21 protein-coding genes are annotated in these 21,844 nt (G+C 63.6%); 14 read left to right on the forward strand and 7 right to left on the reverse strand.

Annotated elements, in window-relative coordinates; translation table 11 throughout:
* The 5 genes from WA237_RS15355 to WA237_RS15375 all read left to right on the forward strand — a co-directional run bounded on the left by WA237_RS15355 (position 1) and on the right by WA237_RS15375 (position 5,973).
* Positions 1–1,230 carry a branched-chain amino acid ABC transporter permease gene (locus WA237_RS15355; RefSeq protein ID WP_216014658.1) on the forward strand — a complete coding sequence of 410 codons (1,230 nt, stop codon included), beginning with the start codon at positions 1–3 and terminating at the stop codon, positions 1,228–1,230.
* Positions 1,231–1,240: 10 nt separating this feature from the next.
* Positions 1,241–1,996 carry an ABC transporter ATP-binding protein gene (locus WA237_RS15360; RefSeq protein ID WP_009812276.1) on the forward strand — a complete coding sequence of 252 codons (756 nt, stop codon included), beginning with the start codon at positions 1,241–1,243 and terminating at the stop codon, positions 1,994–1,996.
* 24 nt (positions 1,997–2,020) lie between these two features.
* Complete coding sequence (locus tag WA237_RS15365) at positions 2,021–2,776, forward strand: ABC transporter ATP-binding protein (protein ID WP_009812277.1); 756 nt, start codon at positions 2,021–2,023, stop codon at positions 2,774–2,776.
* Between the two features lie 108 nt (positions 2,777–2,884).
* Complete coding sequence (gene acs, locus WA237_RS15370) at positions 2,885–4,834, forward strand: acetate--CoA ligase (protein ID WP_336098711.1); 1,950 nt, start codon at positions 2,885–2,887, stop codon at positions 4,832–4,834.
* Positions 4,835–4,974: 140 nt separating this feature from the next.
* Positions 4,975–5,973, forward strand: a complete 999-nt coding sequence (locus WA237_RS15375) for a DMT family transporter (protein WP_336098712.1) — start codon at positions 4,975–4,977, stop codon at positions 5,971–5,973.
* 64 nt (positions 5,974–6,037) lie between these two features.
* On the opposite strand, the gene WA237_RS15380 is transcribed toward WA237_RS15375, so the two are convergent.
* Positions 6,038–7,201 (reverse strand): HPP family protein, encoded by a 1,164-nt coding sequence (locus WA237_RS15380; protein WP_336098714.1) that lies wholly within the window; start codon positions 7,199–7,201, stop codon positions 6,038–6,040.
* Positions 7,202–7,361: 160 nt separating this feature from the next.
* Here WA237_RS15380 and WA237_RS15385 point away from each other — a divergent pair, with 160 nt between their 5' ends.
* From WA237_RS15385 to aat, 4 genes are all read left to right on the forward strand, one after another.
* Complete coding sequence (locus WA237_RS15385; protein WP_009812282.1) at positions 7,362–7,907, forward strand: LuxR C-terminal-related transcriptional regulator; 546 nt, start codon at positions 7,362–7,364, stop codon at positions 7,905–7,907.
* A gap of 220 nt (positions 7,908–8,127) precedes the next feature.
* On the forward strand, positions 8,128–8,634 hold the full coding sequence (accB, locus tag WA237_RS15390) for an acetyl-CoA carboxylase biotin carboxyl carrier protein (RefSeq protein ID WP_009812283.1): 507 nt from the start codon (positions 8,128–8,130) through the stop codon (positions 8,632–8,634).
* A 10-nt stretch (positions 8,635–8,644) separates the two neighbouring features.
* Complete coding sequence (accC, locus tag WA237_RS15395) at positions 8,645–9,994, forward strand: acetyl-CoA carboxylase biotin carboxylase subunit (RefSeq protein ID WP_009812284.1); 1,350 nt, start codon at positions 8,645–8,647, stop codon at positions 9,992–9,994.
* Positions 9,995–10,043: 49 nt separating this feature from the next.
* Positions 10,044–10,691 carry a leucyl/phenylalanyl-tRNA--protein transferase gene (aat, locus tag WA237_RS15400; RefSeq protein WP_336098716.1) on the forward strand — a complete coding sequence of 216 codons (648 nt, stop codon included), beginning with the start codon at positions 10,044–10,046 and terminating at the stop codon, positions 10,689–10,691.
* Here the strand turns inward: aat and WA237_RS15405 are convergent.
* The 6 genes from WA237_RS15405 to WA237_RS15430 all read right to left on the reverse strand — a co-directional run bounded on the left by WA237_RS15405 (position 10,652) and on the right by WA237_RS15430 (position 15,861).
* A complete protein-coding gene (locus tag WA237_RS15405) occupies positions 10,652–11,041 on the reverse strand; it encodes a DUF2155 domain-containing protein (RefSeq protein WP_009812286.1) in 390 nt (129 codons plus the stop codon). The genes aat and WA237_RS15405 overlap by 40 nt on opposite strands.
* The gene (mlaD, locus tag WA237_RS15410; RefSeq protein ID WP_336098718.1) at positions 11,041–11,496 is read right to left on the reverse strand and encodes an outer membrane lipid asymmetry maintenance protein MlaD; all 456 of its coding nucleotides are present in this window, start codon (positions 11,494–11,496) and stop codon (positions 11,041–11,043) included. Before mlaD ends, WA237_RS15405 begins: the two co-directional genes overlap by 1 nt.
* 4 nt (positions 11,497–11,500) lie before the next feature.
* Positions 11,501–11,884, reverse strand: a complete 384-nt coding sequence (locus WA237_RS15415; RefSeq protein WP_009812288.1) for an NADH:ubiquinone oxidoreductase subunit NDUFA12 — start codon at positions 11,882–11,884, stop codon at positions 11,501–11,503.
* 189 nt (positions 11,885–12,073) lie between these two features.
* On the reverse strand, positions 12,074–13,339 hold the full coding sequence (gene clpX / locus WA237_RS15420) for an ATP-dependent Clp protease ATP-binding subunit ClpX (protein ID WP_009812289.1): 1,266 nt from the start codon (positions 13,337–13,339) through the stop codon (positions 12,074–12,076).
* Between the two features lie 113 nt (positions 13,340–13,452).
* Positions 13,453–14,088: an ATP-dependent Clp protease proteolytic subunit gene (locus WA237_RS15425; protein WP_040617754.1), complete on the reverse strand. Its 636-nt coding sequence runs from the start codon at positions 14,086–14,088 to the stop codon at positions 13,453–13,455.
* 108 nt (positions 14,089–14,196) lie between these two features.
* Complete coding sequence (locus tag WA237_RS15430) at positions 14,197–15,861, reverse strand: ABC transporter permease (protein ID WP_336098721.1); 1,665 nt, start codon at positions 15,859–15,861, stop codon at positions 14,197–14,199.
* A 433-nt stretch (positions 15,862–16,294) separates the two neighbouring features.
* Between WA237_RS15430 and WA237_RS15435 the strand changes: the two genes are divergently transcribed.
* The 5 genes from WA237_RS15435 (at position 16,295) to WA237_RS15455 (ending at position 21,808) form a co-directional block, all read left to right on the forward strand.
* Positions 16,295–17,833, forward strand: coding sequence for an ABC transporter substrate-binding protein (locus WA237_RS15435; RefSeq protein WP_336098722.1), 1,539 nt, complete (start codon positions 16,295–16,297; stop codon positions 17,831–17,833).
* 114 nt (positions 17,834–17,947) lie between these two features.
* The gene (locus tag WA237_RS15440; RefSeq protein WP_246557115.1) at positions 17,948–18,934 is read left to right on the forward strand and encodes an ABC transporter permease; all 987 of its coding nucleotides are present in this window, start codon (positions 17,948–17,950) and stop codon (positions 18,932–18,934) included.
* Positions 18,931–19,839: an ABC transporter permease gene (locus tag WA237_RS15445; protein WP_009812294.1), complete on the forward strand. Its 909-nt coding sequence runs from the start codon at positions 18,931–18,933 to the stop codon at positions 19,837–19,839. The genes WA237_RS15440 and WA237_RS15445 overlap by 4 nt, the downstream gene beginning before the upstream one ends.
* Positions 19,839–20,807 (forward strand): ABC transporter ATP-binding protein, encoded by a 969-nt coding sequence (locus WA237_RS15450; protein ID WP_216014651.1) that lies wholly within the window; start codon positions 19,839–19,841, stop codon positions 20,805–20,807. The genes WA237_RS15445 and WA237_RS15450 overlap by 1 nt, the downstream gene beginning before the upstream one ends.
* Complete coding sequence (locus tag WA237_RS15455) at positions 20,804–21,808, forward strand: ABC transporter ATP-binding protein (protein WP_336098726.1); 1,005 nt, start codon at positions 20,804–20,806, stop codon at positions 21,806–21,808. Before WA237_RS15450 ends, WA237_RS15455 begins: the two co-directional genes overlap by 4 nt.
* The last annotated feature ends 36 nt before the right edge of the window (positions 21,809–21,844 follow it).

A 21,844-nucleotide genomic window follows, 5' to 3' on the forward strand; every position in this document is an offset into this window, starting at 1 on the left:
ATGTTCGGACTGAACCAAAAAGACACCCGCCTGTTCCTCATCGTCGCGGCGATGACATTGCTGGCGCCTTTCATCCTCAACCCCTTCCCCGAAGGCACCGCGATGGCGCAGATGTTCAACGCGGGCTACCCCGACCTGATGCAGCGTTTCGTAATCTTCGGCATCCTGGTCATCGGCTTCAACATCCTCTTCGGCCTCACCGGTTATCTGTCCTTCGGCCACGCGGCCTTTCTCGGCGTGGGCTCTTATGCGGCGGTCTGGGTGTTCAAGCTGGTGGGCATGAATGTCGTGCCTGCGATCCTGCTGTCGATGGTGGTGGCCGGGCTCTTCGCGCTGCTCATCGGCTATGTGAGCCTGCGCCGCTCGGGCATCTATTTCTCGATCCTGACGCTGGCCTTCGCCCAGATGTCCTACAACCTCGCCTATTCGGTGCTCGGCAATCCGGCGTCGAACTTTAACCTGACCAATGGCGAAACCGGCCTGCAGCTGCTGCTCGACGACCCGCGTGTGCTGGGCGAAAGCGTGACGGCGGATGGCTCGATCCCGGTGACCAATTTCTTTGGCATCGCCATGCGCGACAGCTTCAACCTCGAAATCGGCGGCTGGCTCTTTACCTTCAACGCGGGCTACTACCTCGCCGGGATCATCATGCTGATCTCCTTCTACATCTCGATCCGCATCTTCCGCTCGCCCTTTGGCATGATGCTGCGCGCGGTGAAATCGAACCAGCAGCGGATGAACTATACCGGCCTGTCGAGCCGTCCCTACACGCTCGCGGCCTTTGTCATCTCGGGCATCTATGCCGGGCTTGCTGGCGGCTTGCTGAGCTCGATGGACCCGCTTGCGGGCGCCGAGCGGATGCACTGGACCGCCAGTGGCGAGATCGTGATCATGGCGATCCTCGGCGGTGTCGGCACGCTCATCGGGCCAATCCTCGGCGCGGGCTTCAACGAATACTTCAAGAACATCCTGAGCAAGATCAACGACGAGGTGCTGCACCAATGGCTGTCCTTCATGCCCGACGGGCTGGAAAACGCCTTTGTCGGCGTGCTGCATTTCTTCGTGGGCAAAGGCTGGCACCTGTCGCTTGGTCTGTTGTTCATGATGGTGATCATCTTCCTGCCCGGTGGGCTGGTCGAAGGCGGTCAACGTCTGGCGCGACTCTTCCGCCGCCGTCGTCCGAGCGACGACGACAGCCAGAAATCCGCGCAATCCACCCCGGCGGAATGAGGAGAGTGTGATGGGAATCCTAGAGGTCAAAAACGTCAACAAACGCTTCGGCGGGCTGCAGGCCCTCGGCGACGTGAACCTGAGCGTGGCGGAAAACACCGTCCATGCCATCATCGGCCCCAACGGGGCGGGCAAATCCACCTTGCTCAACTGTCTGATCGGCAAGCTCATCCCCGACACCGGCAGTGTGCTCTTTGACGGGGAATCCGTGCTCGGGCGCAAACCCTTTGAGATCTGTCAGATGGGGATCAGCCGAGTCTTTCAAACGCCTGAAATCTTTGGCGAACTCTCGGTGCTCGAAAACATGATGATCCCGATTTTCGCCAAGCGCGACGGCGCCTTCCGGATGCAGGCCCTGTCCAGCACGGCGGGCGAGCGGGACGTTCTCGAGCAGGCGGAACATATGCTCGAAAGCCTCAACATGGCCGACAAGCGACACATGCATTCCGCCGCCATGAGCCGGGGCGACAAGCGCCGCCTCGAAATCGGCATGTGCCTGAGCCAGAACCCCCGCCTCCTGCTGCTGGACGAACCCACCGCCGGCATGGCGCGGGCCGACACCAACAACACCATCGACCTGCTCAAGCAGATCAAGGACGAGCGCGACATCACCATCGCCATCATCGAACATGATATGCATGTGGTCTTTAGCCTCGCCGAACGCATCACCGTGCTGGCCCAGGGCTCGCCGCTGGTCGAGGACACGCCGGAAAAGATCAAGGGCCACCCCAAGGTGCGCGAAGCCTATCTCGGCGAAACCGCCTGAGCCGGGTCAAAGGAGAGATCAAAGATGAACGTCAAACCCGACATCGCCCACAATGGCAACCATGCCGAAACCGCGCCTGCCTATCTCTCGGTCTGGGATCTTCAGGCCTATTACGGCGAGAGCTATATCGTCCAAGGCATCAGCTTTAACGTCCATGAAGGCGAGATTCTCGCCCTTCTGGGCCGCAATGGCGCGGGCAAGACCACGACGCTGCGCTCGATCGCGCGGATGGCCAACCCACAGCTGCATCGCGGCGAAATCTGGCTCGACCATCAGCCACTGCACAATATGACCGCCCATCAGGCGGCGCAGGCGGGCATCGGTCTTGTCCCTGAGGACCGGCGCATCATCCCCGGCCTCACCGTCGAGGAAAATCTCGAACTGGCCCAGATCGCGCCGCCGGTGGGCTGGTCGCTCGACCGGCTCTACGATCTCTTCCCGCGCCTCGCCGAACGGCGCAAACAAGAGGGCGTGACCCTGTCGGGCGGCGAACAGCAGATGCTCGCCGTGGCACGGGCGCTGGCGCGGGACATCAAGGTTCTGCTTCTGGACGAACCCTATGAGGGCCTCGCGCCGGTGATCGTCGACGAGATCGAAAAGACGCTCGACGTGATCAAACAACAGGGCATCACCACGGTGATCGTTGAACAGAACGCGGTGCGCGCGCTCGAACTGTCAGATCGTGCCGTGATCCTCGACACCGGCGGCATCGTCTTTGACGGCACCGCGCGCGAGGTTCTCGACAATGCCGAACTGCGGGCGGAGTATCTCGCGATCTAGAGTGTATTTTCCACGCGATGCAAAATCTTCTCGGGGTGCTTGTGGATTAGGCAAAGCCCCGTCAAGATCGCCCAAAAATATAACCAATGTCTTAAGAGGGGGTCCGACATGTCCGACACCATTCACCCGCCATCCGCCGAATTCGCGGAAAATGCCCATATCGACGCCGCGAAATACCGGGCGCTCTATGACGCCTCGCTGCGCGATCCAGAGGCATTCTGGCAGGAACACGGACAGCGTATCGACTGGATCAAGCCCTTCACCAAGGTGAAGGACGTCAATTTCGATCTCGGCAATGTCTCGATCAAATGGTTCGAGGATGGCACGCTCAACGTTGCGGCCAATTGTATCGACCGCCATCTCGCCAGCCGCGGCGATCAGACTGCGATCATCTGGGAACCCGACAGCCCGGATGAAGAAGCGCTGCATATCTCCTACCGCGAACTGCACGCGCGCACCTGTAAAATGGCCAATGCGCTCAAGGAGTTGGGCGTCACCCGTGGCGACCGTGTGGTGCTCTATATGCCGATGATCCCCGAGGCCGCCTATGCGATGCTCGCCTGTGCGCGGATCGGGGCCATTCATTCGGTGGTCTTCGGCGGGTTTTCCTCTGACGCGCTCGCGGCGCGGGTCAACGGATCGGAGGCCAAGGTTGTGGTCACCGCCGACGAAGCCCCGCGCGGCGGCCGCAACACGCCGCTCAAGACCAATGCCGACAAGGCGCTCGACGGGGTTTCGCATGACTGCAAACTGCTCGTGGTGCAGCGCACCGGCGGCGAGATCCCCATGCAAGAGGGCCGCGACCACTGGCTGCATGATCTCGAGGCCAAGGTGGCCGACGACTGCCCGCCCGAGGAAATGAACGCCGAGGACCCGCTTTTCATCCTCTACACCTCCGGCTCGACCGGCGCGCCCAAAGGTGTGGTGCATACCTCCGGCGGCTATCTCACCTGGGCATCGATGACCCATGAGCTGGTGTTCGATTACCACGATGGCGACATCTACTGGTGCACGGCGGATGTGGGCTGGGTCACCGGTCACAGCTATATCGTCTATGGCCCGTTGGCCAATGGCGCGACGACGCTGATGTTCGAAGGCGTGCCGACCTACCCGGATGCCTCGCGCTTCTGGCAGGTCTGCGAAAAGCACAAGGTCAACCAGTTCTACACCGCCCCCACCGCGATCCGCGCCCTGATGGGCAAGGGGCGCGAGTTCGTCGACAGATGCGATCTCTCGTCGCTCAAGCTCTTGGGCACGGTGGGCGAGCCGATCAACCCCGAGGCCTGGAACTGGTACAATGATGTGGTGGGCCAAGGCCGCTGCCCCATCGTCGACACCTGGTGGCAGACCGAAACCGGCGGTCACCTGATGACCCCCCTACCCGGCGCCACCGCCACCAAACCGGGGTCTTGCACCACGCCCTTCTTCGGGGTCGAACCGGTCGTGCTCGACGCGCAATCGGGCGAGGAAATCACCAGCACCGAGGCCGAGGGCGTGCTCTGCATCAAGTCGAGCTGGCCGGGTCAGATGCGCAGCGTCTGGGGCGATCACGAGCGGTTTGAGAAGACCTATTTCTCTGATTACAAAGGCTATTACTTCACCGGCGATGGCTGTCGCCGCGACAAGGATGGCTATTACTGGATCACTGGCCGGGTCGATGACGTGATCAACGTCTCGGGCCACCGCATGGGCACCGCCGAGGTCGAGAGCGCGCTCGTGGCCCATCCCAAGGTCTCGGAGGCGGCGGTCGTCGGCTATCCGCATGACGTCAAGGGACAGGGCATCTATTGCTATGTCACGCTGATGGCGGGCGAGGAATATACCGACGATCTGCGCAAGGAGCTGCGCGACTGGGTGCGCAAGGAAATCGGGCCCATCGCCTCGCCGGATCTCATCCAATGGGCCCCGGGCCTGCCCAAGACCCGCTCGGGCAAGATCATGCGCCGCATCCTGCGCAAGATCGCCGAGGATGATTTCGGCAGTCTTGGCGACACCTCGACCCTGGCCGAGCCCGCCGTGGTCGACGATCTCATCGAAAACCGGATGAATCGCAGCTAAAAACTCTGTTGCCATTCCAACGGCTTGCCCCGCGTCACCCTGTGATGCGGGGCGTTTTGCGACACGCTGTCGCAAAGTCACAAGACGCCGCCCCCCGCGCGCGGCGAGGTTGGGCCTGTCGCCAATTACAGGAGACAGCCATGGCCGTCATGTCAGACACCGCGTTTCAGCCCTCGTCGCGTCCGCTCGAGGGGATGACCTGTCTCATGATCGGCATGGTGTTCTTTGTGGTCCAGGACGCGCTGATGAAGACGCTGCTGGCGACCTATCCGGTCTGGATGCTGATCGGGGCGCGGGCGACGATCAGCGTGATGATCCTGGTGCCGCTCATCCTCTATCTGGGCAGGCCGCATCGGCTTTTGACGCCGCTCTGGCCCTTGCACCTGATCCGGGCCACGCTGTTTGCGGTGGGCTTTTGTCTCTTTTACACGGCCTTTCCCTTTATGGGGCTGGCGGAGGTGACCACGATCTTCTTCTCCGCGCCGCTGATGACGGCGCTGCTGGCTGCCGTTTTCCTGCGTGAAACCATAGGCTTGCAGCGTGGTCTTGCGCTGGTCATCGGGTTTGTCGGCGTGCTTATCGCGATGCGGCCCGGGGGCGCGACCTTTCAATGGGTGGCGGTGCTGCCGCTCATCTGTGCCTTTACCTATGCGCTGTCACAGATCGTGGCGCGCAAGATCGGCGACCGCGAGAGCACGCTGACCGTCGGGCTCTATACGCTCGCGCCCTCTGGGCCCATCGTGGCGCTGCTCGGCTGGTCGGTGAACCAAGTCTTTGATTTCGGGCCGGAATTCGCGCATCTGCGGTTCGAATTCCCGATCCCGGATGGCAGCGGCATCTTGTGGCTCGCGGCGATCGCGGGGGCCGGGATGATGGGCTATATCCTCAATTCCCGGGCCTATCAGGTCGCCCCGGCAAGCCTGATGGCGCCCTTTGACTATTCCTACCTGCCGATGGCGGCGGTGCTCGGCTATCTCCTCTGGGGCGAGGTGCCGCCGGTCAATACGGTGGTGGGCATGGCGCTGATCGTGGCGAGCGGGGTGTTCATCGGCTACCGCGAAATCCAGACGGCGCGGCGGGCCAAGGCGGTGCATATCGCGCCGACCGCGCCCTTTGTGGTGGATAGCCCGGACGTCTGAAATCGGCCGAAATGCCATGTCGGTATCCTGTCGGTATTCCGACTGTATCACGACAGTGCGTATTTTACGCGCCCGATGAGGCCCCTGAGGCCCCGGTTTCCGGCCGCGCCCCCGCCCCGCGCAGCAAGAGCGCCAGAATATCCGACCGGGTGAGAATGCCGCTCAGCCGCCCCGCCGCATCGGTGAGCAGCACGGATTGCACATCGCCCTCGGCCATCCGGTTGAGCACCCGCCCCACCGGCCAGTCCTGCGGCACCGAGACCGGCACCGGGCGCATGATCCGGCCCGCGGTGACACGGCTCTGAAGCGCCGCCGGGCGCATCGGCCCCATGCCGCGCTGCCGGGTGAGCCCGTCGATGAGATCGGCCTGCTGCACCAGCCCTTGCGCCACGCCATCCGCCCCCACCACCGGCAGGCTCTTGATGCCGTGGTCGCGCATCATCCGCGCCACATCGCGCAGCCGCGCCTCGGGCGTCACCCGCAATGGAGTGCGCGTCATGATCTCGGCACAACGCGTGCCGTCGAACCGGTGCTCGGCCGCCTCGCGTTCCGCCGCCGCGAGGATACGCCCGAGATCGGCCACGCCGAGGTTGGCGCTTTGGTGAAACTCATCAAGCAGCGCCTCGAGATCTTCGGTGCCAAGACCCAGCCGGGGCTGCGCCTCCGCCGGGGCGCTCGCCGGTGGCGGCGGCAGGCGAAACGGGTAGACCCGGCCCGAGAAGCGATGAAACACCACCCCGGCCAGCACCAAGATCGCGGTAGTAAGCCCGATCGGCATCAGCACATAGAGCGGCCCTGCGCCAAGCGCCGCCTCGGGCGCCAGCACGGTCAAGAGCGCCACCGCGCCGCCCGGCGGGTGCAGCGAGCGTGTGAGCATCATCGCGGCAATCGCGCCACCCACGGCGAGCGCCGGTTGCCAGGGACCGGCGGGCGTGAGCCAGAGCACCACAAGCGCCAGCGCCGCCGAGATCATATTGCCGATGAGCGCTGACCAGGGCTGGGCCAGCGGCGCGTTGGGCACGCAAAAGACGAGAACCGCCGTCGCGCCCAGCGGCGCCACCAAATAGAGCCCCGCCCCCGCAGGCCAGATCAGCACCATGAGCGCACAGGCCAAGAGCCCGAGCGCCGCGCCAAGGCTCGCGCGCCACAGATCGCCGCGATGCGGCCAAGGCAGCGCCGGGCCAAAACCCGCCATCCGCTGCCGCAGCCGTTCCGTTCCTCGTTGCATCCGTCCTGTCCCTTTGCCCAACCCCGTGCCCCATCCCCGGGGCTGCCGCCAGATATGGGAACCATAGGCCGGAGGCAAAAGCCGAAACCTATCGCCTGCGACAGCATGGCACGCGGTCGCGGCCTCTTCCCCCGCGCGGCGGTGCAAGGCATAAGGAGGCATGGACAGCCTCAACGATATCGCCTTTACCCATGCGCCAACCGGGCTTGTCGTGTTGGAAAACCGGATCATCCGGCTGTGCAATCTGCAATTTGCCCGCACCTTCATCGGCACGCCCGCCGATTTCATCAACATCCCGCTGGCGCATTACTACCCCTCGATCGAGGATTACCGCCGGATCGGCGAACGCAGCCTCGAGGCGATGCAGCGCACCGGGCGCTATAATGACGAACGGATCATGAAGCGCAGCGATGGCAGCCTGTTCTGGTGCCGGGTGCGCGGCCAGTCGGTGACCCCGGATGATCCCTTCCGGCGCGGCGTGTGGTCCTTTGCCGATCTGTCCGAGGAGCGGCCCATCGTGGCGCTCACCCAACGCGAGCGCGAGATCGCCATTCTCACCGCGCGCGGCATGACCTCCAAGGAGGTGGGGCTCGAACTGGGGCTGAGTTATCGCACGATTGAAGTGTACCGCGCCCGGCTCTTGAAGAAATTCAGCGCCCGCAATCTCGCCGAACTGGTCGCCAAGCTGAGCGGAATGCCGCATTAGGCACAGGGCGCGGGCCACCGCGCCTCGGCCCGCAATCGGCAGCAAACTGCCCTTGCGTCAGCAAAATTCCCCGTCCCCCTCGCAATTGCCTGCCATTATTCCCAGTTTTACGCATAGAACGGCGCTTTCATCGCTGTACAGCTTGCCGTATAAGCGGCGAAAACAAAGCAAGAGCACCGGGCCGGGCCTCCCCCCGGCACCGAAACGGTCGAGGAACCCGATGGCAAAAAAAACACATGAAGACGATGTCGCGTTCATCAAGGCGCTGGCGGAACTGCTGAATGACAATGAGCTCACCGAGCTTCAGGTCAAACGCGAATATGGCGAAGCTGACAGCCTCAACGTGCGCGTGAGCCGCCGCCAAGACGTGGTCCATATGGCCGCCGCCCCGGCACCTGCCGCAGCCGCCGCCCCGGCCCCTGCCGCGCCCGCGCCGCATGCCCCCGGCGCGCCGGCCGCCTCCGAGGCCCCCGGCGAAGATCCCGCAAGCCATCCCGGCGCGGTCACCTCGCCGATGGTCGGCACCGTCTATATGCAGGCCGAGCCCGGCTCGCCCTCTTTCGTCAAGGTTGGCGATCAGGTTGGCGAAGGCGACACGCTTCTCATCGTTGAGGCGATGAAGACCATGAACCACATCCCCGCGCCGCGCGCCGGCACGGTGAAACGCATCCTCGTCGAGGATGGCGCCGCGGTCGAATATGGCGCGCCGCTGATGATCATCGAATAAGGGGCGCCCCATGTTCGATAAAATCCTGATCGCAAACCGGGGCGAAATTGCCCTCCGCGTGATCCGCGCCGCCCGTGAAATGGGCATCCGCACCGTGGCGGTGCATTCCACCGCCGACACCGATGCGATGCATGTGCGGATGGCGGACGAATCCGTCTGTATCGGCCCGCCGCCGGGCACCGACAGCTATCTGTCGATCCCGTCGATCATCGCCGCCTGTGAAGTCACCGGCGCGCAGGCGATCCACCCGGGCTATGGCTTTCTCTCCGAGAATGCCAATTTCGTGCAGATCGTCGAGGATCACGACCTTACCTTTATCGGCCCCACCGCCGAACATATCCGCATCATGGGCGACAAGATCACCGCCAAGGACACGATGAAGGATCTGGGCGTGCCCTGCGTGCCCGGCTCTGACGGCGGTGTCCCCGATGTCGAGAGTGCCAAGGCGCTCTGTGCCGAGATCGGCTATCCGGTGATCGTCAAGGCCACCGCCGGTGGTGGCGGGCGCGGCATGAAGGTCGCGATGAGCGCGGCCGAGATCGAAAGCGCCTTCCGCACCGCGCGGACCGAGGCCAAGGCGGCCTTTGGCAATGACGAGGTCTATATCGAGAAATACCTGACCACGCCGCGCCATATCGAGATCCAGGTCTTTGGCGATGGCAAGGGCGGTGCGGTGCATCTCGGCGAGCGCGACTGTTCGCTGCAGCGCCGTCACCAGAAGGTGTTCGAGGAGGCCCCCGGCCCCTGCATCAGCCAGGAAGAGCGCGACCGCATCGGCAAGATCTGCGCCGATGCCGTGGCCCGGATCAACTATACCGGGGCTGGCACGATCGAGTTCCTCTACGAGAAGGGCGAGTTCTATTTCATCGAGATGAACACCCGTCTGCAGGTGGAACACCCGGTGACCGAGGCCATCTTTGGCGTCGATCTCGTGCGCGAACAGATCCGCGTGGCCTCGGGCCTGCCGATGTCCTTCACGCAAGACGATCTCACCATCAACGGCCATTCCATCGAGGTCCGCATCAACGCCGAGAAACTGCCGGAATTCTCGCCCCGTCCGGGCCGGATCACGCAGTTTCACGCCCCCGGCGGGCTTGGCGTGCGGATGGATAGCGCGCTCTATGACGGCTATAACATCCCGCCCTATTACGACAGCCTGATCGCCAAGCTGATCGTGCATGGGCGCGACCGCCCCGAGGCGCTGGCGCGTCTGCACCGGGCGCTGGGCGAGCTCATCGTGGATGGGGTCGAAACCACCGTGCCGCTGTTTCATGCGCTGCTTGAAGAAGAGGCCGTGCTCACCGGCGAATATAACATTCACTGGCTGGAAAAATGGCTGGAGACCGATCCCCTGACCTGATCCTGTCCCTCGCGCCCCATAAGGGCGCGGGGGCCAACCGGGGCAGCGCATGAGCACCGAGCCTGCGCTGTCACCGGCGCTTATTCTGCGGGCCTATGCCAATGGCATCTTTCCCATGGCCGAGACCCGCGACGACCCGGAAATATTCTGGGTCGATCCCCGCGAACGCGGGATTTTCCCCATCGACGGCTTTCACGTCTCGCGCAGCATGGCCCGCCGCGTGCGCCGCGCCGAATATCGCGCCACGCTCAATCAGGATTTCGCGGCGGTGGTCGATGGCTGTGCGGCGCGGGAAAACACCTGGATCAACGACACGATCCGGGGCCTCTATATCGAGCTGCACAATATGGGCCATGCTCATAGTCTCGAGATTTACGAGGGCGATGTGCTGGCCGGTGGGGTCTATGGGGTGAGCCTTGGCGCGGCCTTCTTTGGCGAATCGATGTTCTCGACCCGCACGGATGGGTCAAAGCGGGCGCTGCTGCATCTCATCGACCATCTGCGGCGCTGTGGCTTTCAGCTCTTCGACACGCAGTTCCTCACCGACCATCTGGCGAGCCTCGGAGCCAAGGAAATCAGCCGATCCGACTATCGCAGCCGTCTCGCCTCTGCCCTGCAAATGCCCGGAAATATTTGGAAAGTCCCGCTAGACCGCGATCACGACGCGGTTTTGCAGCGCATGACCCAGACGTCGTAACGCGGGTGATCCAGCGCGCTCAGCGCCGGCGACGAGGCGATCATCCAACCGGAAAACTGCGGCTGGGTCTGGCCATCTTCCTGGATCGTCAGAAAGGCATAGGCATCGCCCGCCGGGTCGCCCTCGGGAAAGCGGCATTCGCCGAGATTGATCGTCAGACGGCCAAAGCGCGCGCTGCTGGCATTGCCGAGCTCGAGATCGGTGACGCTGCCATTGACCTTGTCGAGGGCGCGCAGAATGGCGCCCTGCCCCAGCGAGGCCGCTTCCTGCGCGGCGCTCACACCGGGCGTCGCCCCGGTCCAGAGCCCGGTGGTCACCCCGGCCAGCAGAAGTGCGGCCAGCGGGCGCATCACTTGTCACCCTCATTGTCGCCCGCGACGAATTTCATCAAAAGCGAGATCAGGCTCACCGAGCCTTGGGTAAACTCGACCGTATCGCCGGGCTCGAACGCGAAGGGCGAGCCGCCGGGCAGGATTTCGACGAAATTGCCGCCCAAGAGCCCCTCGGAGGCGATGGAGACGGCGCTGTCATCGGGCAGCTCGATCCCCTCTTGCACGGTGAAAGTGGCGCGCGCGCGGAAGGTTTCGGGATCGAGATCGAGCGCGGTCACCCGGCCCACCTTGACGCCCGCCATGCGCACATCGGTGCCGAGATCGACCCCATCCGCCGAGCGGAAGGAGGCGTGCAGCGGATAGCCCTGCGAGGTGCTGGCAAAGCCGGTGAGCTGGCCCGCATAGACCAGAAAGCCCACCGCCGCCGCGAGCACGATGCCGCCAACGGCCACTTCTGTCTTGTTCTCGGACATCTGTTTACTCCGGGCTCCAGGCCTCGTAATCGCTCCGCTCGACCGGCTGCGGGCGGCGGATCGACCCGGCGGGCGCATAGGCCAGCGCGGTGCCGGTCAGGTTTTCCTGATGCGGCTTTTCCCAGGTCTTATGGGGCAGCGGCCGGTCGGTCGGCGGCGTGTCGAACGTGTGATGCAGCCAGCCATGCCAATCGGGGCTGACGCGGCTCGCCTCGGCCTCGCCGTTGAACATGACCCAGCGGCGGGTGTTGTCGCGGTTGCGATAGAACACGTTGCCCTGTTCGTCCTCGCCCACCTTGACGCCCCGGCGCCAGGTAAAGAATTGCGTGTTGAGCGTGCTGCCATGCCACCATGTGGCGGCGCGAAGTAGCGTCTTGAGAATGCCCATAGGGTCCTCCGGAATCCGTTGCCCCAGATATGGCCCATCGGCGGCCAAAGGTCCAGTACCCCAAGGCCGATAGGCGGCGTCTCGGGCGGTCTCTTGCACGGGGACAGGCGGCGGATGAGCGGCGAAACGGAAAACGGGCGCCGGGGAGGTCCCGACGCCCGCGTCTGTCATGGGTCAAAGGCGGCTGGATCAGCCCGCGCTCGCCTCTTCCTTCTTGGCGTCGGCATAGATCATCAGCGGCGCCGCCTCGGAGGACACGGCCTCTTCGTTGACGACCACCTCTTCGACGCCCTCGAGACCCGGCAGCTCGAACATGGTGTTGAGCAGGATGTCCTCGAGGATCGAGCGCAGCCCGCGCGCGCCGGTCTTGCGCTGAATGGCGCGTTTCGCAATGGCCTTGAGCGCATCATCGGTAAAGCTGAGCTGTGCGCCTTCGAGTTCAAACAGACGCTGATACTGTTTCACCAGCGCGTTCTTGGGCTCGGTCAGGATGGTGATGAGCGCATCTTCGTCGAGATCCTCGAGCGTCGCGATGACCGGCAGACGGCCGACGAATTCCGGGATCAGGCCGAATTTGAGCAGATCCTCGGGCTCGAGCTCTTTGAAGACTTCGCCAACGCCGCGATCGTCATTGTCGCGCACATCCGCGCCAAAGCCCATGGCAGAGCCCTTGCCGCGCTGCGCGATGATCTTGTCGAGACCGGCAAAGGCGCCGCCGCAGATGAACAGGATGTTGGTGGTGTCCACCTGCAGGAATTCCTGCTGCGGATGTTTGCGCCCGCCCTGCGGCGGAACGGCGGCAACCGTGCCTTCCATCAGCTTGAGAAGCGCCTGTTGCACGCCCTCGCCCGACACGTCGCGGGTGATCGAGGGGTTTTCCGACTTGCGGGTGATCTTGTCGACCTCGTCGATATAGACGATGCCGCGCTGGGCGCGTTCGACGTTATACTCGCTCGATTGCAGCAGCTTGAGAATGATGTTTTCGACATCCTCACCGACATAGCCGGCCTCGGTCAGCGTCGTTGCATCGGCCATGGTGAAGGGCACATCGAGGATGCGCGCCAGCGTCTGCGCCAAGAGCGTCTTGCCGCAGCCGGTCGGGCCGATCAGCAGGATGTTCGATTTCTGCAGCTCGATATCGCCGGATTTGCCGGAATGGTTGAGCCGCTTGTAATGGTTGTGCACCGCGACCGAGAGCACGCGCTTGGCCATGGCCTGACCGATCACGTAATCATCGAGCACATCACAGATCTCGCGCGGGGTCGGCACGCCTTCGCCCGATTTGAGCCCGGCACTGCGGGTTTCCTCGCGGATGATGTCCATGCACAGTTCGACACATTCGTCGCAGATGAACACCGTCGGGCCCGCGATGAGCTTGCGCACCTCATGCTGGCTCTTGCCGCAAAAACTGCAGTAGAGGGTGTTCTTGCTGTCGCTGCCGGAATTGTTGGACATATTTTACCTTTCGGGCATTCATCGGGTTGAATGCGGGGCCATGACGAAATGTGGTTCACAGCTTACGGCAGGTGCCGAGGTGCCACAATCCGAAAATCGCCCCGCAGGCAGTCTTACGCCTTGTCGTCCTCATCCGCCTTGCCACGGCTCTCGACGATCTCGTCGATGAGGCCCCAGGACTTGGCTTCTTCGGGCGACATGAAATTATCACGCTCCAGCGCCTCTTCGACCTTTTTGAGGGTCTGGCCGGTGTGTTTCACATAGATCTCGTTGAGCCGCCGCTTGAGCTTGAGCGTCTCTTCGGCGTGAATCATGATGTCGGTCGCCTGACCCTGATACCCGCCCGAGGGCTGGTGCACCATGATCCGGCTGTTGGGCAGCGAGTAGCGCATGCCCTTGGCACCGGCGGTGAGAAGCAAGGAGCCCATCGAGGCCGCCTGCCCGATCACCAGCGTCGAGACCGCCGGGCGGATGTATTGCATCGTGTCATAGATCGACAGGCCCGAGGTCACGACACCGCCGGGGCTGTTGATATACATCGAGATTTCCTTCGACGGGTTCTCCGCCTCGAGGTGCAGAAGCTGCGCCACGACGAGGCTCGACATGCCGTCATGCACCGGCCCGTTGAGGAAAATGATCCGCTCCTTGAGCAGGCGGGAAAAGATGTCATAGGCGCGTTCGCCACGGCTTGTCTGCTCGACCACCATGGGCACGAGCGTGTTCATATACGTCTCAAGAGGGTCTTTCATAATCGCCTGCCTGCTGAAGTTTCTTCGAACGATAGGTCCGATGTCCTAAGGGAGTCTTATTATCGCGCCCCCGGCGCTGCAAGGGAGGCGGGTAAAATTAGCGCGGGCTCACCCCGGTTTCACCGCCGTGGCCAGCCGTGCGGCACGCCGCCCGCGCTCTTCGCGCCCGATCGACCGGCACAGGATCAGCACCGGGATGAGCCCAAAGGCCATCAGCGCCAGCGACGGCACCGCCGCCTCGTTGAGCCGCTCGTCCGAGGCCAGCCGATGCGCCTGCACCGCCAGCGTCTGAAAGTTGAACGGATGCAGGATGAGCGTCGCGGGCAGCTCCTTCATCACATCGACAAAGACGATGAGCAGCGCGGTCAGCACCGAAGAGCGCGCCACCGGCAGATGCACCCGCCACAAAAGACGCGGCCCCGACTGGCCGAGTGACCGGCCAATGGCGTCGAAATGCGCCGGCACCGTGGCCATGCCGCTGTCATAGGCATTGAGCGCCGCCGCCATGAACCGCGCCATATAGGCCAGCACCATGAGCCAGACCGACCCGGTGATCAAAAGCCCGGTGGACACGCCGAACCAGCCCTCCATCGCCGCATCGATCGCGTTGTCGAGCGCCGCAAAGGGCACCATGAGCCCGACGGCGATCACGCCCCCCGGCACCGCATAGCCAAGCCCCGCGCCAAGCACCATCGCCCGCGCCCCGCGCCCCGGCCGCATCCGCGCGTGAAAGCCGATGACCACCGCGCCGAGCACCGTGAGCACCGAGGCCAGCGCCGCCAGCGTCACCGAATTGCTCATCAGCGCGGCATAGCGCGCGCTGAGGATGTTCTGCCCCGAATCCACCGCCATGGAGCCGAGCATCACCAGCGGGATCACAAAGCCAAAGACCACGGGCACCGCGCAGAGCGCCGTCACCAGCCAGCCCGCCCCACCGCGCAGCCGGGGCTTTTCCACCGTCTCGAACCGCGCGCCGCGCCCGGCGGTGCGAATGCGGCCCCGCTGCACCCGCTCGAGCCCCGCCACCAAGAGCGCAAAGCCCAGAAGGCAGAGCGCCAGCTGCGCCGCCGCGCCCCGGTCGCCAAGGCTGAACCACGACTGGTAGATCCCGGTGGCAAAGGTATCGACATTGAAAAACGCCACCGTGCCGTAATCGGCGATGGTCTCCATCACCGCCAGAAGCGCGCCGCCGACAATCGCCGGGCGCGCCATCGGCAGCGCCACCCGCCAAAAGGCGGTGAGCGGCGTATGCCCGAGCGTCCGCGCCACCAGATAGGCGTTCGAGCTTTGCTGGCGGAACGACGCCCGCGCCAGCAGATAGACATAGGGATAGAGCACAAAGATGAGCATCGCCGCCGCGCCGCCCATGCTGCGGATCTCGGGAAACCAATAGTCGCGCGGGCCCCAGCCGGTCACATCGCGCAGAAGGCTCTGCACCGGGCCGGAATGATCGAGGAACGAGGTATAGGCATAGGCCAGCACATAGGCCGGAAAGGCCAGCGGCAGCGCCAGCGCCACTTCGAGCGTGCGCGAAAACGGAAAGCGATAGACCGTCACCAGCCAGGCCGCCCCCGTGCCAATCGCCGCCGTCGCCGTGCCGACAATGGCGACCAGCAACAGCGTGGTGCCCGCAAAGCGCGGCAAGACCGGGGCCAGAACATTGCGCCAGGTGTCGAGATCGCCGGTCAACGCCGCCAGCCCCGCCGCCACGATGGGCGCGACACAAAGCAGGGCCACGAGCCAGGCCAGGCGGTGCAACAGGCGGTCTATCATCTGATCCTTGATCCGCTGTGGGGTCCGCCCGCGCGTCCGGGCGGCGATATCCGAGGTTTTCGATCAGTATTGCCCAAGCGCGGCGCCGTCAATCAATGCGCCGGGAAGATGCGGGACCTCTGCCCGCTGCACCGGCCCTTCCCCAGCGCTCCCCCGGCCCTGCCTTGACCCAATCCGGGCCTGATTCTCCGCCCCGCTCCCTCAACCCTGACCCGCCGGAAGCCCCATGTATTTCGCGTCACACGAAATATTCGCCAAACCGCGCAAGCCCTTGGCAACGCAAGATTTCAACCAAATGGTTAAAAATGACGTGAAGTTACCCACCCGTCGCAAGCCTTTACAGCAGACATAATTCGCGCCAGTTTTGCCCGCATGACAGGTGTGCGCGTCAAAAATTTCGCGCGGGAGGCACCGTCAATTCAGGGAGACTCTCATGAAAACCATTCGTAATCTTGCCACTGCCACGGCCATTATGCTGGGCACCGCAGGGCTCGCGTCGGCACAGACGCTCAACTTTGCCTATGACGCCGACCCGGTGTCGCTCGATCCGCATGAGCAGCTGTCCGGCGGCACGCTGCAACTGTCGCATATGGTCTTTGACCCGCTGGTGCGCTGGAACAAGGATCTGGGCTTTGACGGTCGTCTGGCCGAAAGCTGGGACCGTGTCGATGACACCACCGTGCGCTTTAACCTGCGCAAGGGCGTGAAATTCCACTCGGGCGACGAGATGAAGGCCGAAGATGTGGTCTATACCATCGAACGCCTCAAGAATTCGCCGGATTTCAAAGGCATCTTCTCGGGCTGGGCCTCGGCCACCGCCGTCGATGACTATACCGTCGAAGTGAAGACCGACGGGCCGAGCCCGCTGGTGCTGCACACCGCCACCTATGTCTTTCCGATGGACAAGGATTTCTACACCGAAGGCGGTGATGAGGTCGTGAAACACGGCAACAGCTTTGCCTCGTCCAACGTGTCGGGCACCGGCCCCTTCACCATCGCCGAGCGCGAACAGGGCGTGAAAGTCGTGTTCGAGCGCAACCCCGACTATTGGGACACCAACAGCCCCGGCAACGTGCAGACCGCCGTGCTGACCCCGATCAAAGAGGCGCCGACCCGCGTTGCGGCGCTGCTCGCCGGTGACGTCGATTTCATCGCCCCCGTGCCGCCGACCGATCTCGAACGGATCGAGGCCGATGAAAACGTCAACCTGGTGACCATGACCGGCACCCGGATCATCACCCTGCAGCTCAACCAGAAACGCCACGAAGCGCTGGCCGATCCCAAGGTCCGTCAGGCCATCGTCCATGCCATCAACAACGAAGGCATCGTCGAAAAGATCATGAAGGGCTTTGGCACCGCCGCGGCCCAGCAATCGCCCGAGGGCTATGTCGGCTATAACCCCGATCTGACCCCGCGTTTCGACGTGGCCAAGGCCAAGGCGCTGATGGAAGAGGCAGGCTATGCCGACGGGTTCGAGGCCACGATGATGTGCCCCAACAACCGCTACGTGAACGATTTCAAAATCTGCGAAGCGGCGGCGGCAATGCTGGCCAAGATCAACATCAAGATCGACCTGACCACCATGCCCAAGGCGCAATACTGGCCGAAATTCGATGAACGCGCTGCGGACATCATGATGATCGGCTGGCACGCAGACACCGAGGACAGCGCCAACTTCAACGAGTTCCTGACCATGACGCCGAATGCCGACACCGGCAAAGGCCAGTACAACTCGGGCAACTACTCGAACGCCAAGGTCGACGAGCTGACCATGGCCTCGCTGACCGAGACCGATCCCGCGAAACGCGCCGAGATGCTGCAAGAGGTCGAAAAGATCCTCTATGACGACGCAGCCTATGTGCCGCTGCATTGGCAGGATCTGGCCTGGGCCGCGCGCAAAGGCGTCGACATCGAGCCCGTGCTCAACGTGATGAACTTCCCCTATCTGGGCGATCTCGTCATCTCCGAATAACCGCCTGCGGCGGGCCGGTATGCTCCGGCCCGCCGTCTTTCGTCCGCTGTTGCCGGTGCGCCTGCTTGCGCCTCGGGCCGGATGCTCAAGCCCCCGCCAGAGACCCTGCACCCCATGCATATTCTAGCTTTCCTCATCCGCCGTGCCGTTCAGGCCGTGATCGTGATGTTCGTGATTTCGCTGATCGGCTTTTCGATCCAGGACAATCTGGGCGATCCGCTGCGCGAATTGGTCGGACAATCCGTCTCCGAGGCCGAACGCCAAGAGCTGCGCGATCAGCTGGGTCTCAACGACCCGTTCCTCACCCAATATATCCGCTTTCTCGGCAATGCCGTGCAGGGCGATCTGGGCACCTCTTATTTCTTCAAACGCCCCGCCCTCGACGTGATCATGGACAAGTTCCCGGCCACGTTCGAACTGGTGATCGGGGCGGTCGTAATCTTCCTGTCGCTGTCGATCCCGGCCGGCATCTACTGTGCCATCCACCGCAATTCCTGGATCACCCGGATCATCATGACCGGCTCGATCATCGGCATCTCGGTGCCGGTCTTCCTGACCGCGATCTTCATGGTCTGGCTGTTCGGGGTCGAACTCGGCTGGCTGCCCGCCTTCGGGCGCGGCGACACGGTCACCCTGCCCTGGGGCTGGGACACCGGGTTTCTCACGATTGACGGGCTCAAACACCTGATCCTGCCCTCGGTCACGCTGAGCTCGATCATGCTGCCGCTCTTCATCCGGCTGATCCGGGCCGAGATGATGGAGACCATGGGCACCGATTACGTGCGCTTTGCCCGCGCCAAGGGCCTGCGCACGGCGCGGGTGCGCTATGTCCATGCCTTCCGCAACACGCTTTTGCCGGTGGTGACGGTGGGCGGGCTGATGATCGGCACGCTCATCGCCTATACGATCCTGACCGAGACGGTGTTCCAATGGCCCGGCATGGGCTTTCTCTTTCTTGAGGCGGTGAACCGCACCGATACGCCGCTGATCATCGCCTATATCATCGTGGTCGGGCTGATCTTTGTGGTGGTCAACACGATCGTCGATTTCGTCTACACGCTCATCAATCCGATGGTGAAACTGCCGGGAGCCAAATCATGATCACCTGGCGCAGCCTCTTCAAACGCTTTCTCAGCGATCCCGTGGCCATCGGCGCGGGCATCGTCCTTCTCCTGCTGGTGCTGATGGCGGTCTTTGCGCCGCTCCTCGCGCCGCAGAACCCCTATGACCTGATGCAGATCGACATCATGGACAGCGAATTGCCCCCCTCGTGGAAAGACGATGGCGATGCGCGCTTTCTGCTCGGCACCGATGCGCAGGGGCGCGGGGTGCTCTCGACCATCATGTATGGCACCGGCATTTCGCTCCTGATCGGGATCGGCGCGGTGGTGGTGCAGGCCATCCTCGGCGTCACCCTCGGGCTCATTGCCGGCTACAAGGGCGGCTGGATCGACGCCTTTCTGATGCGGCTTGCCGATATTCAGATGTCGCTCTCGACGCTGATGATCGCGATCATCGTGCTGGCGATCTTTCAGGCGGCCTTTGATGCCAATGTCTATGCCGATTACGCGATTGTCATGCTCATCGTGATCATCGGCGTGGCGGAATGGCCGAAATTCGCCCGCACCGTGCGCAGCTCGGTCCTTGGCGAAAAGAACAAGGAATATGTCGATGCCGCCCGCGTCATCGGCCTGCCCGCGCGCAAGGTGATGTGGGGGCATATCCTGCCCAACACGCTGACCCCGGTGCTGGTGATCTCGACCATCCAGGTGGCCGAGGCGATCATGACCGAAGCAGCGCTGAGCTTTCTCGGCCTCGGCATGCCGGTGGACCGGCCGTCGCTCGGCTCGCTGATCCGGTCGGGGTTCGAGTTCGTCTTCTCGGGCCAATATTGGATCACCCTCTACCCGGCGCTGGTGCTCATCGCGCTGGTGCTGGCGCTCAACCTTCTGGGCGACTGGATGCGCGACGTGCTCAATCCCAAACTGCGGCGGGGAGACGACTGATGGCCATGCTCGAAATCGACGATCTGCGCGTGGCCTTTCCGCGCGGCAAGACAGAGGAAATCGAGGCGCTGCGCGGGGTCTCCCTGCGGCTCGAAAAGGGCGAACGCCTTGGCGTCGTGGGCGAAAGCGGCGCGGGCAAATCCATGCTCGCCTTCTCGATCCTCAACCTCATCGCCGAACCGGGCCGGGTGAGCGAAGGCGCCGTGCGCTTCATGGGCGAGAACCTTCTCGACATGTCGGAACGCCAGATCCGCGGCATCCGCGGCAATCGCATCTCGATGATCTTCCAGGACCCGATGGTGACGCTCAACCCGGTGCTGACCATCGGCACCCAGATGATCGAAACCCTGCAAGCCCATCGCCGCATCTCGCGGCGCGAGGCGCATAGGCTCTCGGTGGAAAAGCTCAAGATGGTCGCCATCCCCTCGGCGGAAACCCGGATGGACGCCTATCCGCACGAGCTCTCGGGCGGGTTGCGGCAGCGTGTCGTCATCGCCATCGCGCTGCTGACCGACCCGGAGCTTATCATCGCGGACGAGCCGACCACCGCGCTCGACGTGACGATCCAGGCCGAGATCATGGCGCTGATCCTCAAGCTCTGCCGCGAAAACGACGTGGCGCTGATCCTCATCACCCATGATCTTGGCGTCGTGGCCGAGGTGACGCAAAAGCTGATGATCATGTATGCGGGCAAATGCGTCGAGGCGGGCGAGACCCGCGCCATCATCGACGCGCCCAACCACCCCTATACCGCCGGCCTGCTCAAGGCGCTGCCGCAGAATGCCGAACCGGGGCAGAAGCTCTATCAGATCCCCGGCTCGATGCCGCCGATCACCAACCTGCCGCGCGGCTGCCCCTATCACCCGCGCTGCCCCCGCGCGAGCGATGAGTGCCGCGCCGCCATGCCCGAGATCATCGACGGCGTGGCCTGTTATCACCCGCTGCAAAGCGTGGAGGAGATCGCATGAGCGCCCAGATCAAAGCCGCCCCCAGCCCGCAAACCGACCATATCGTCGAAACCCGCGGGCTCGAGGTGCGCTTTCCCCTGCCCACCCATTTTCTGAGCCGCGAAAAACCGGTGCTGCATGCGCTCAACACCGTCGATGTGTCGATCCGCGCCGGTGAAACCTTCTGCGTGGTGGGCGAATCGGGCTGTGGCAAGACCACGCTCGGCCGCACCATCATCGGGCTGCAAAACCCGACGGCGGGCGAGGTCTATTTCAACGGCCAGCGCATCGACCAGATGGACGAGGCGACGCGCAAACCGATCCGCCGCGACATGCAGATGGTGTTTCAGAACCCCTATGCCTCGCTCAACCCGCGCCGCAATGTCTATGACACGCTGGTCGAACCGATCCGCCACCTGATGCCGGAGAAATCCGCCGCCGAACAGCGCGAGACGGTCGAGGCGGTGCTCGCCGCCACCGGCTGTGACCTGAGCTGGCAGCGCCGCCTGCCGCATGAGTTCTCGGGCGGTCAGCGTCAGCGTATCGCCATCGCCCGCGCGCTGGTCACCAATCCCGCCTTCATCGTCGCGGACGAGCCGATCTCGGCGCTCGACGTGTCGATCCAGGCGCAGATTCTCAACCTGCTCACCGATCTGCAGGCCGAGCGCGGGCTCACCTATCTCTTCATCACCCATGATCTGAGCGTGGTGCAGCATTTCGGCACCCGCGTCGCGGTCATGTATCTCGGTCAGGTGATGGAGCTGGCGGAGACGGCGACGCTCTTTGCGACGCCCAAACACCCCTATACGCGGCTGCTTTTGGACGCGATCCCCAAGCTCGAAGGCGGCTCGTTCGACAAGCCGCGCACGCCGGGCGAATTGCCCGATCCGGTCAACCTGCCCAAGGGCTGCCCCTTCGCGCCGCGCTGCCCGCTGGCCACCGATCTGTGCCGGGCGGAACGTCCGAAACTGCGGGTTCTGCCCTCGACCGGCACCGAGGTGGCCTGCCACCACACCGAATAGGGATAATCGCGCGAAATGTTGGGTTAAGACAAATAT

This window comes from Roseovarius sp. CH_XMU1461 (genome assembly GCF_037027165.1).
Taxonomy (GTDB): Bacteria; Pseudomonadota; Alphaproteobacteria; order Rhodobacterales; family Rhodobacteraceae; genus Roseovarius; species Roseovarius nubinhibens.

Bases quoted from the DNA above. Each gene is read 5' to 3' on its own strand.
- WA237_RS15405 (WP_009812286.1), bottom strand. From the start codon at position 11,041: ATGCGCCCGCTGGCCGCACTTCTGCTGGCCGGGGTGACCACCGGGCTC.
- WA237_RS15380 (WP_336098714.1), bottom strand. From the start codon at position 7,201: ATGCAACGAGGAACGGAACGGCTGCGGCAGCGGATGGCGGGTTTTGGC.
- mlaD (WP_336098718.1), bottom strand. From the start codon at position 11,496: ATGTCCGAGAACAAGACAGAAGTGGCCGTTGGCGGCATCGTGCTCGCG.
- WA237_RS15450 (WP_216014651.1), top strand. From the start codon at position 19,839: ATGGCCATGCTCGAAATCGACGATCTGCGCGTGGCCTTTCCGCGCGGC.
- WA237_RS15425 (WP_040617754.1), bottom strand. From the start codon at position 14,088: ATGAAAGACCCTCTTGAGACGTATATGAACACGCTCGTGCCCATGGTG.
- WA237_RS15445 (WP_009812294.1), top strand. From the start codon at position 18,931: ATGATCACCTGGCGCAGCCTCTTCAAACGCTTTCTCAGCGATCCCGTG.
- WA237_RS15440 (WP_246557115.1), top strand. From the start codon at position 17,948: ATGCATATTCTAGCTTTCCTCATCCGCCGTGCCGTTCAGGCCGTGATC.
- clpX (WP_009812289.1), bottom strand. From the start codon at position 13,339: ATGTCCAACAATTCCGGCAGCGACAGCAAGAACACCCTCTACTGCAGT.
- WA237_RS15455 (WP_336098726.1), top strand. From the start codon at position 20,804: ATGAGCGCCCAGATCAAAGCCGCCCCCAGCCCGCAAACCGACCATATC.
- acs (WP_336098711.1), top strand. From the start codon at position 2,885: ATGTCCGACACCATTCACCCGCCATCCGCCGAATTCGCGGAAAATGCC.
- accC (WP_009812284.1), top strand. From the start codon at position 8,645: ATGTTCGATAAAATCCTGATCGCAAACCGGGGCGAAATTGCCCTCCGC.
- WA237_RS15435 (WP_336098722.1), top strand. From the start codon at position 16,295: ATGAAAACCATTCGTAATCTTGCCACTGCCACGGCCATTATGCTGGGC.
- accB (WP_009812283.1), top strand. From the start codon at position 8,128: ATGGCAAAAAAAACACATGAAGACGATGTCGCGTTCATCAAGGCGCTG.
- WA237_RS15375 (WP_336098712.1), top strand. From the start codon at position 4,975: ATGGCCGTCATGTCAGACACCGCGTTTCAGCCCTCGTCGCGTCCGCTC.
- WA237_RS15430 (WP_336098721.1), bottom strand. From the start codon at position 15,861: ATGATAGACCGCCTGTTGCACCGCCTGGCCTGGCTCGTGGCCCTGCTT.
- WA237_RS15385 (WP_009812282.1), top strand. From the start codon at position 7,362: ATGGACAGCCTCAACGATATCGCCTTTACCCATGCGCCAACCGGGCTT.
- WA237_RS15365 (WP_009812277.1), top strand. From the start codon at position 2,021: ATGAACGTCAAACCCGACATCGCCCACAATGGCAACCATGCCGAAACC.
- aat (WP_336098716.1), top strand. From the start codon at position 10,044: ATGAGCACCGAGCCTGCGCTGTCACCGGCGCTTATTCTGCGGGCCTAT.
- WA237_RS15415 (WP_009812288.1), bottom strand. From the start codon at position 11,884: ATGGGCATTCTCAAGACGCTACTTCGCGCCGCCACATGGTGGCATGGC.
- WA237_RS15360 (WP_009812276.1), top strand. From the start codon at position 1,241: ATGGGAATCCTAGAGGTCAAAAACGTCAACAAACGCTTCGGCGGGCTG.
- WA237_RS15355 (WP_216014658.1), top strand. From the start codon at position 1: ATGTTCGGACTGAACCAAAAAGACACCCGCCTGTTCCTCATCGTCGCG.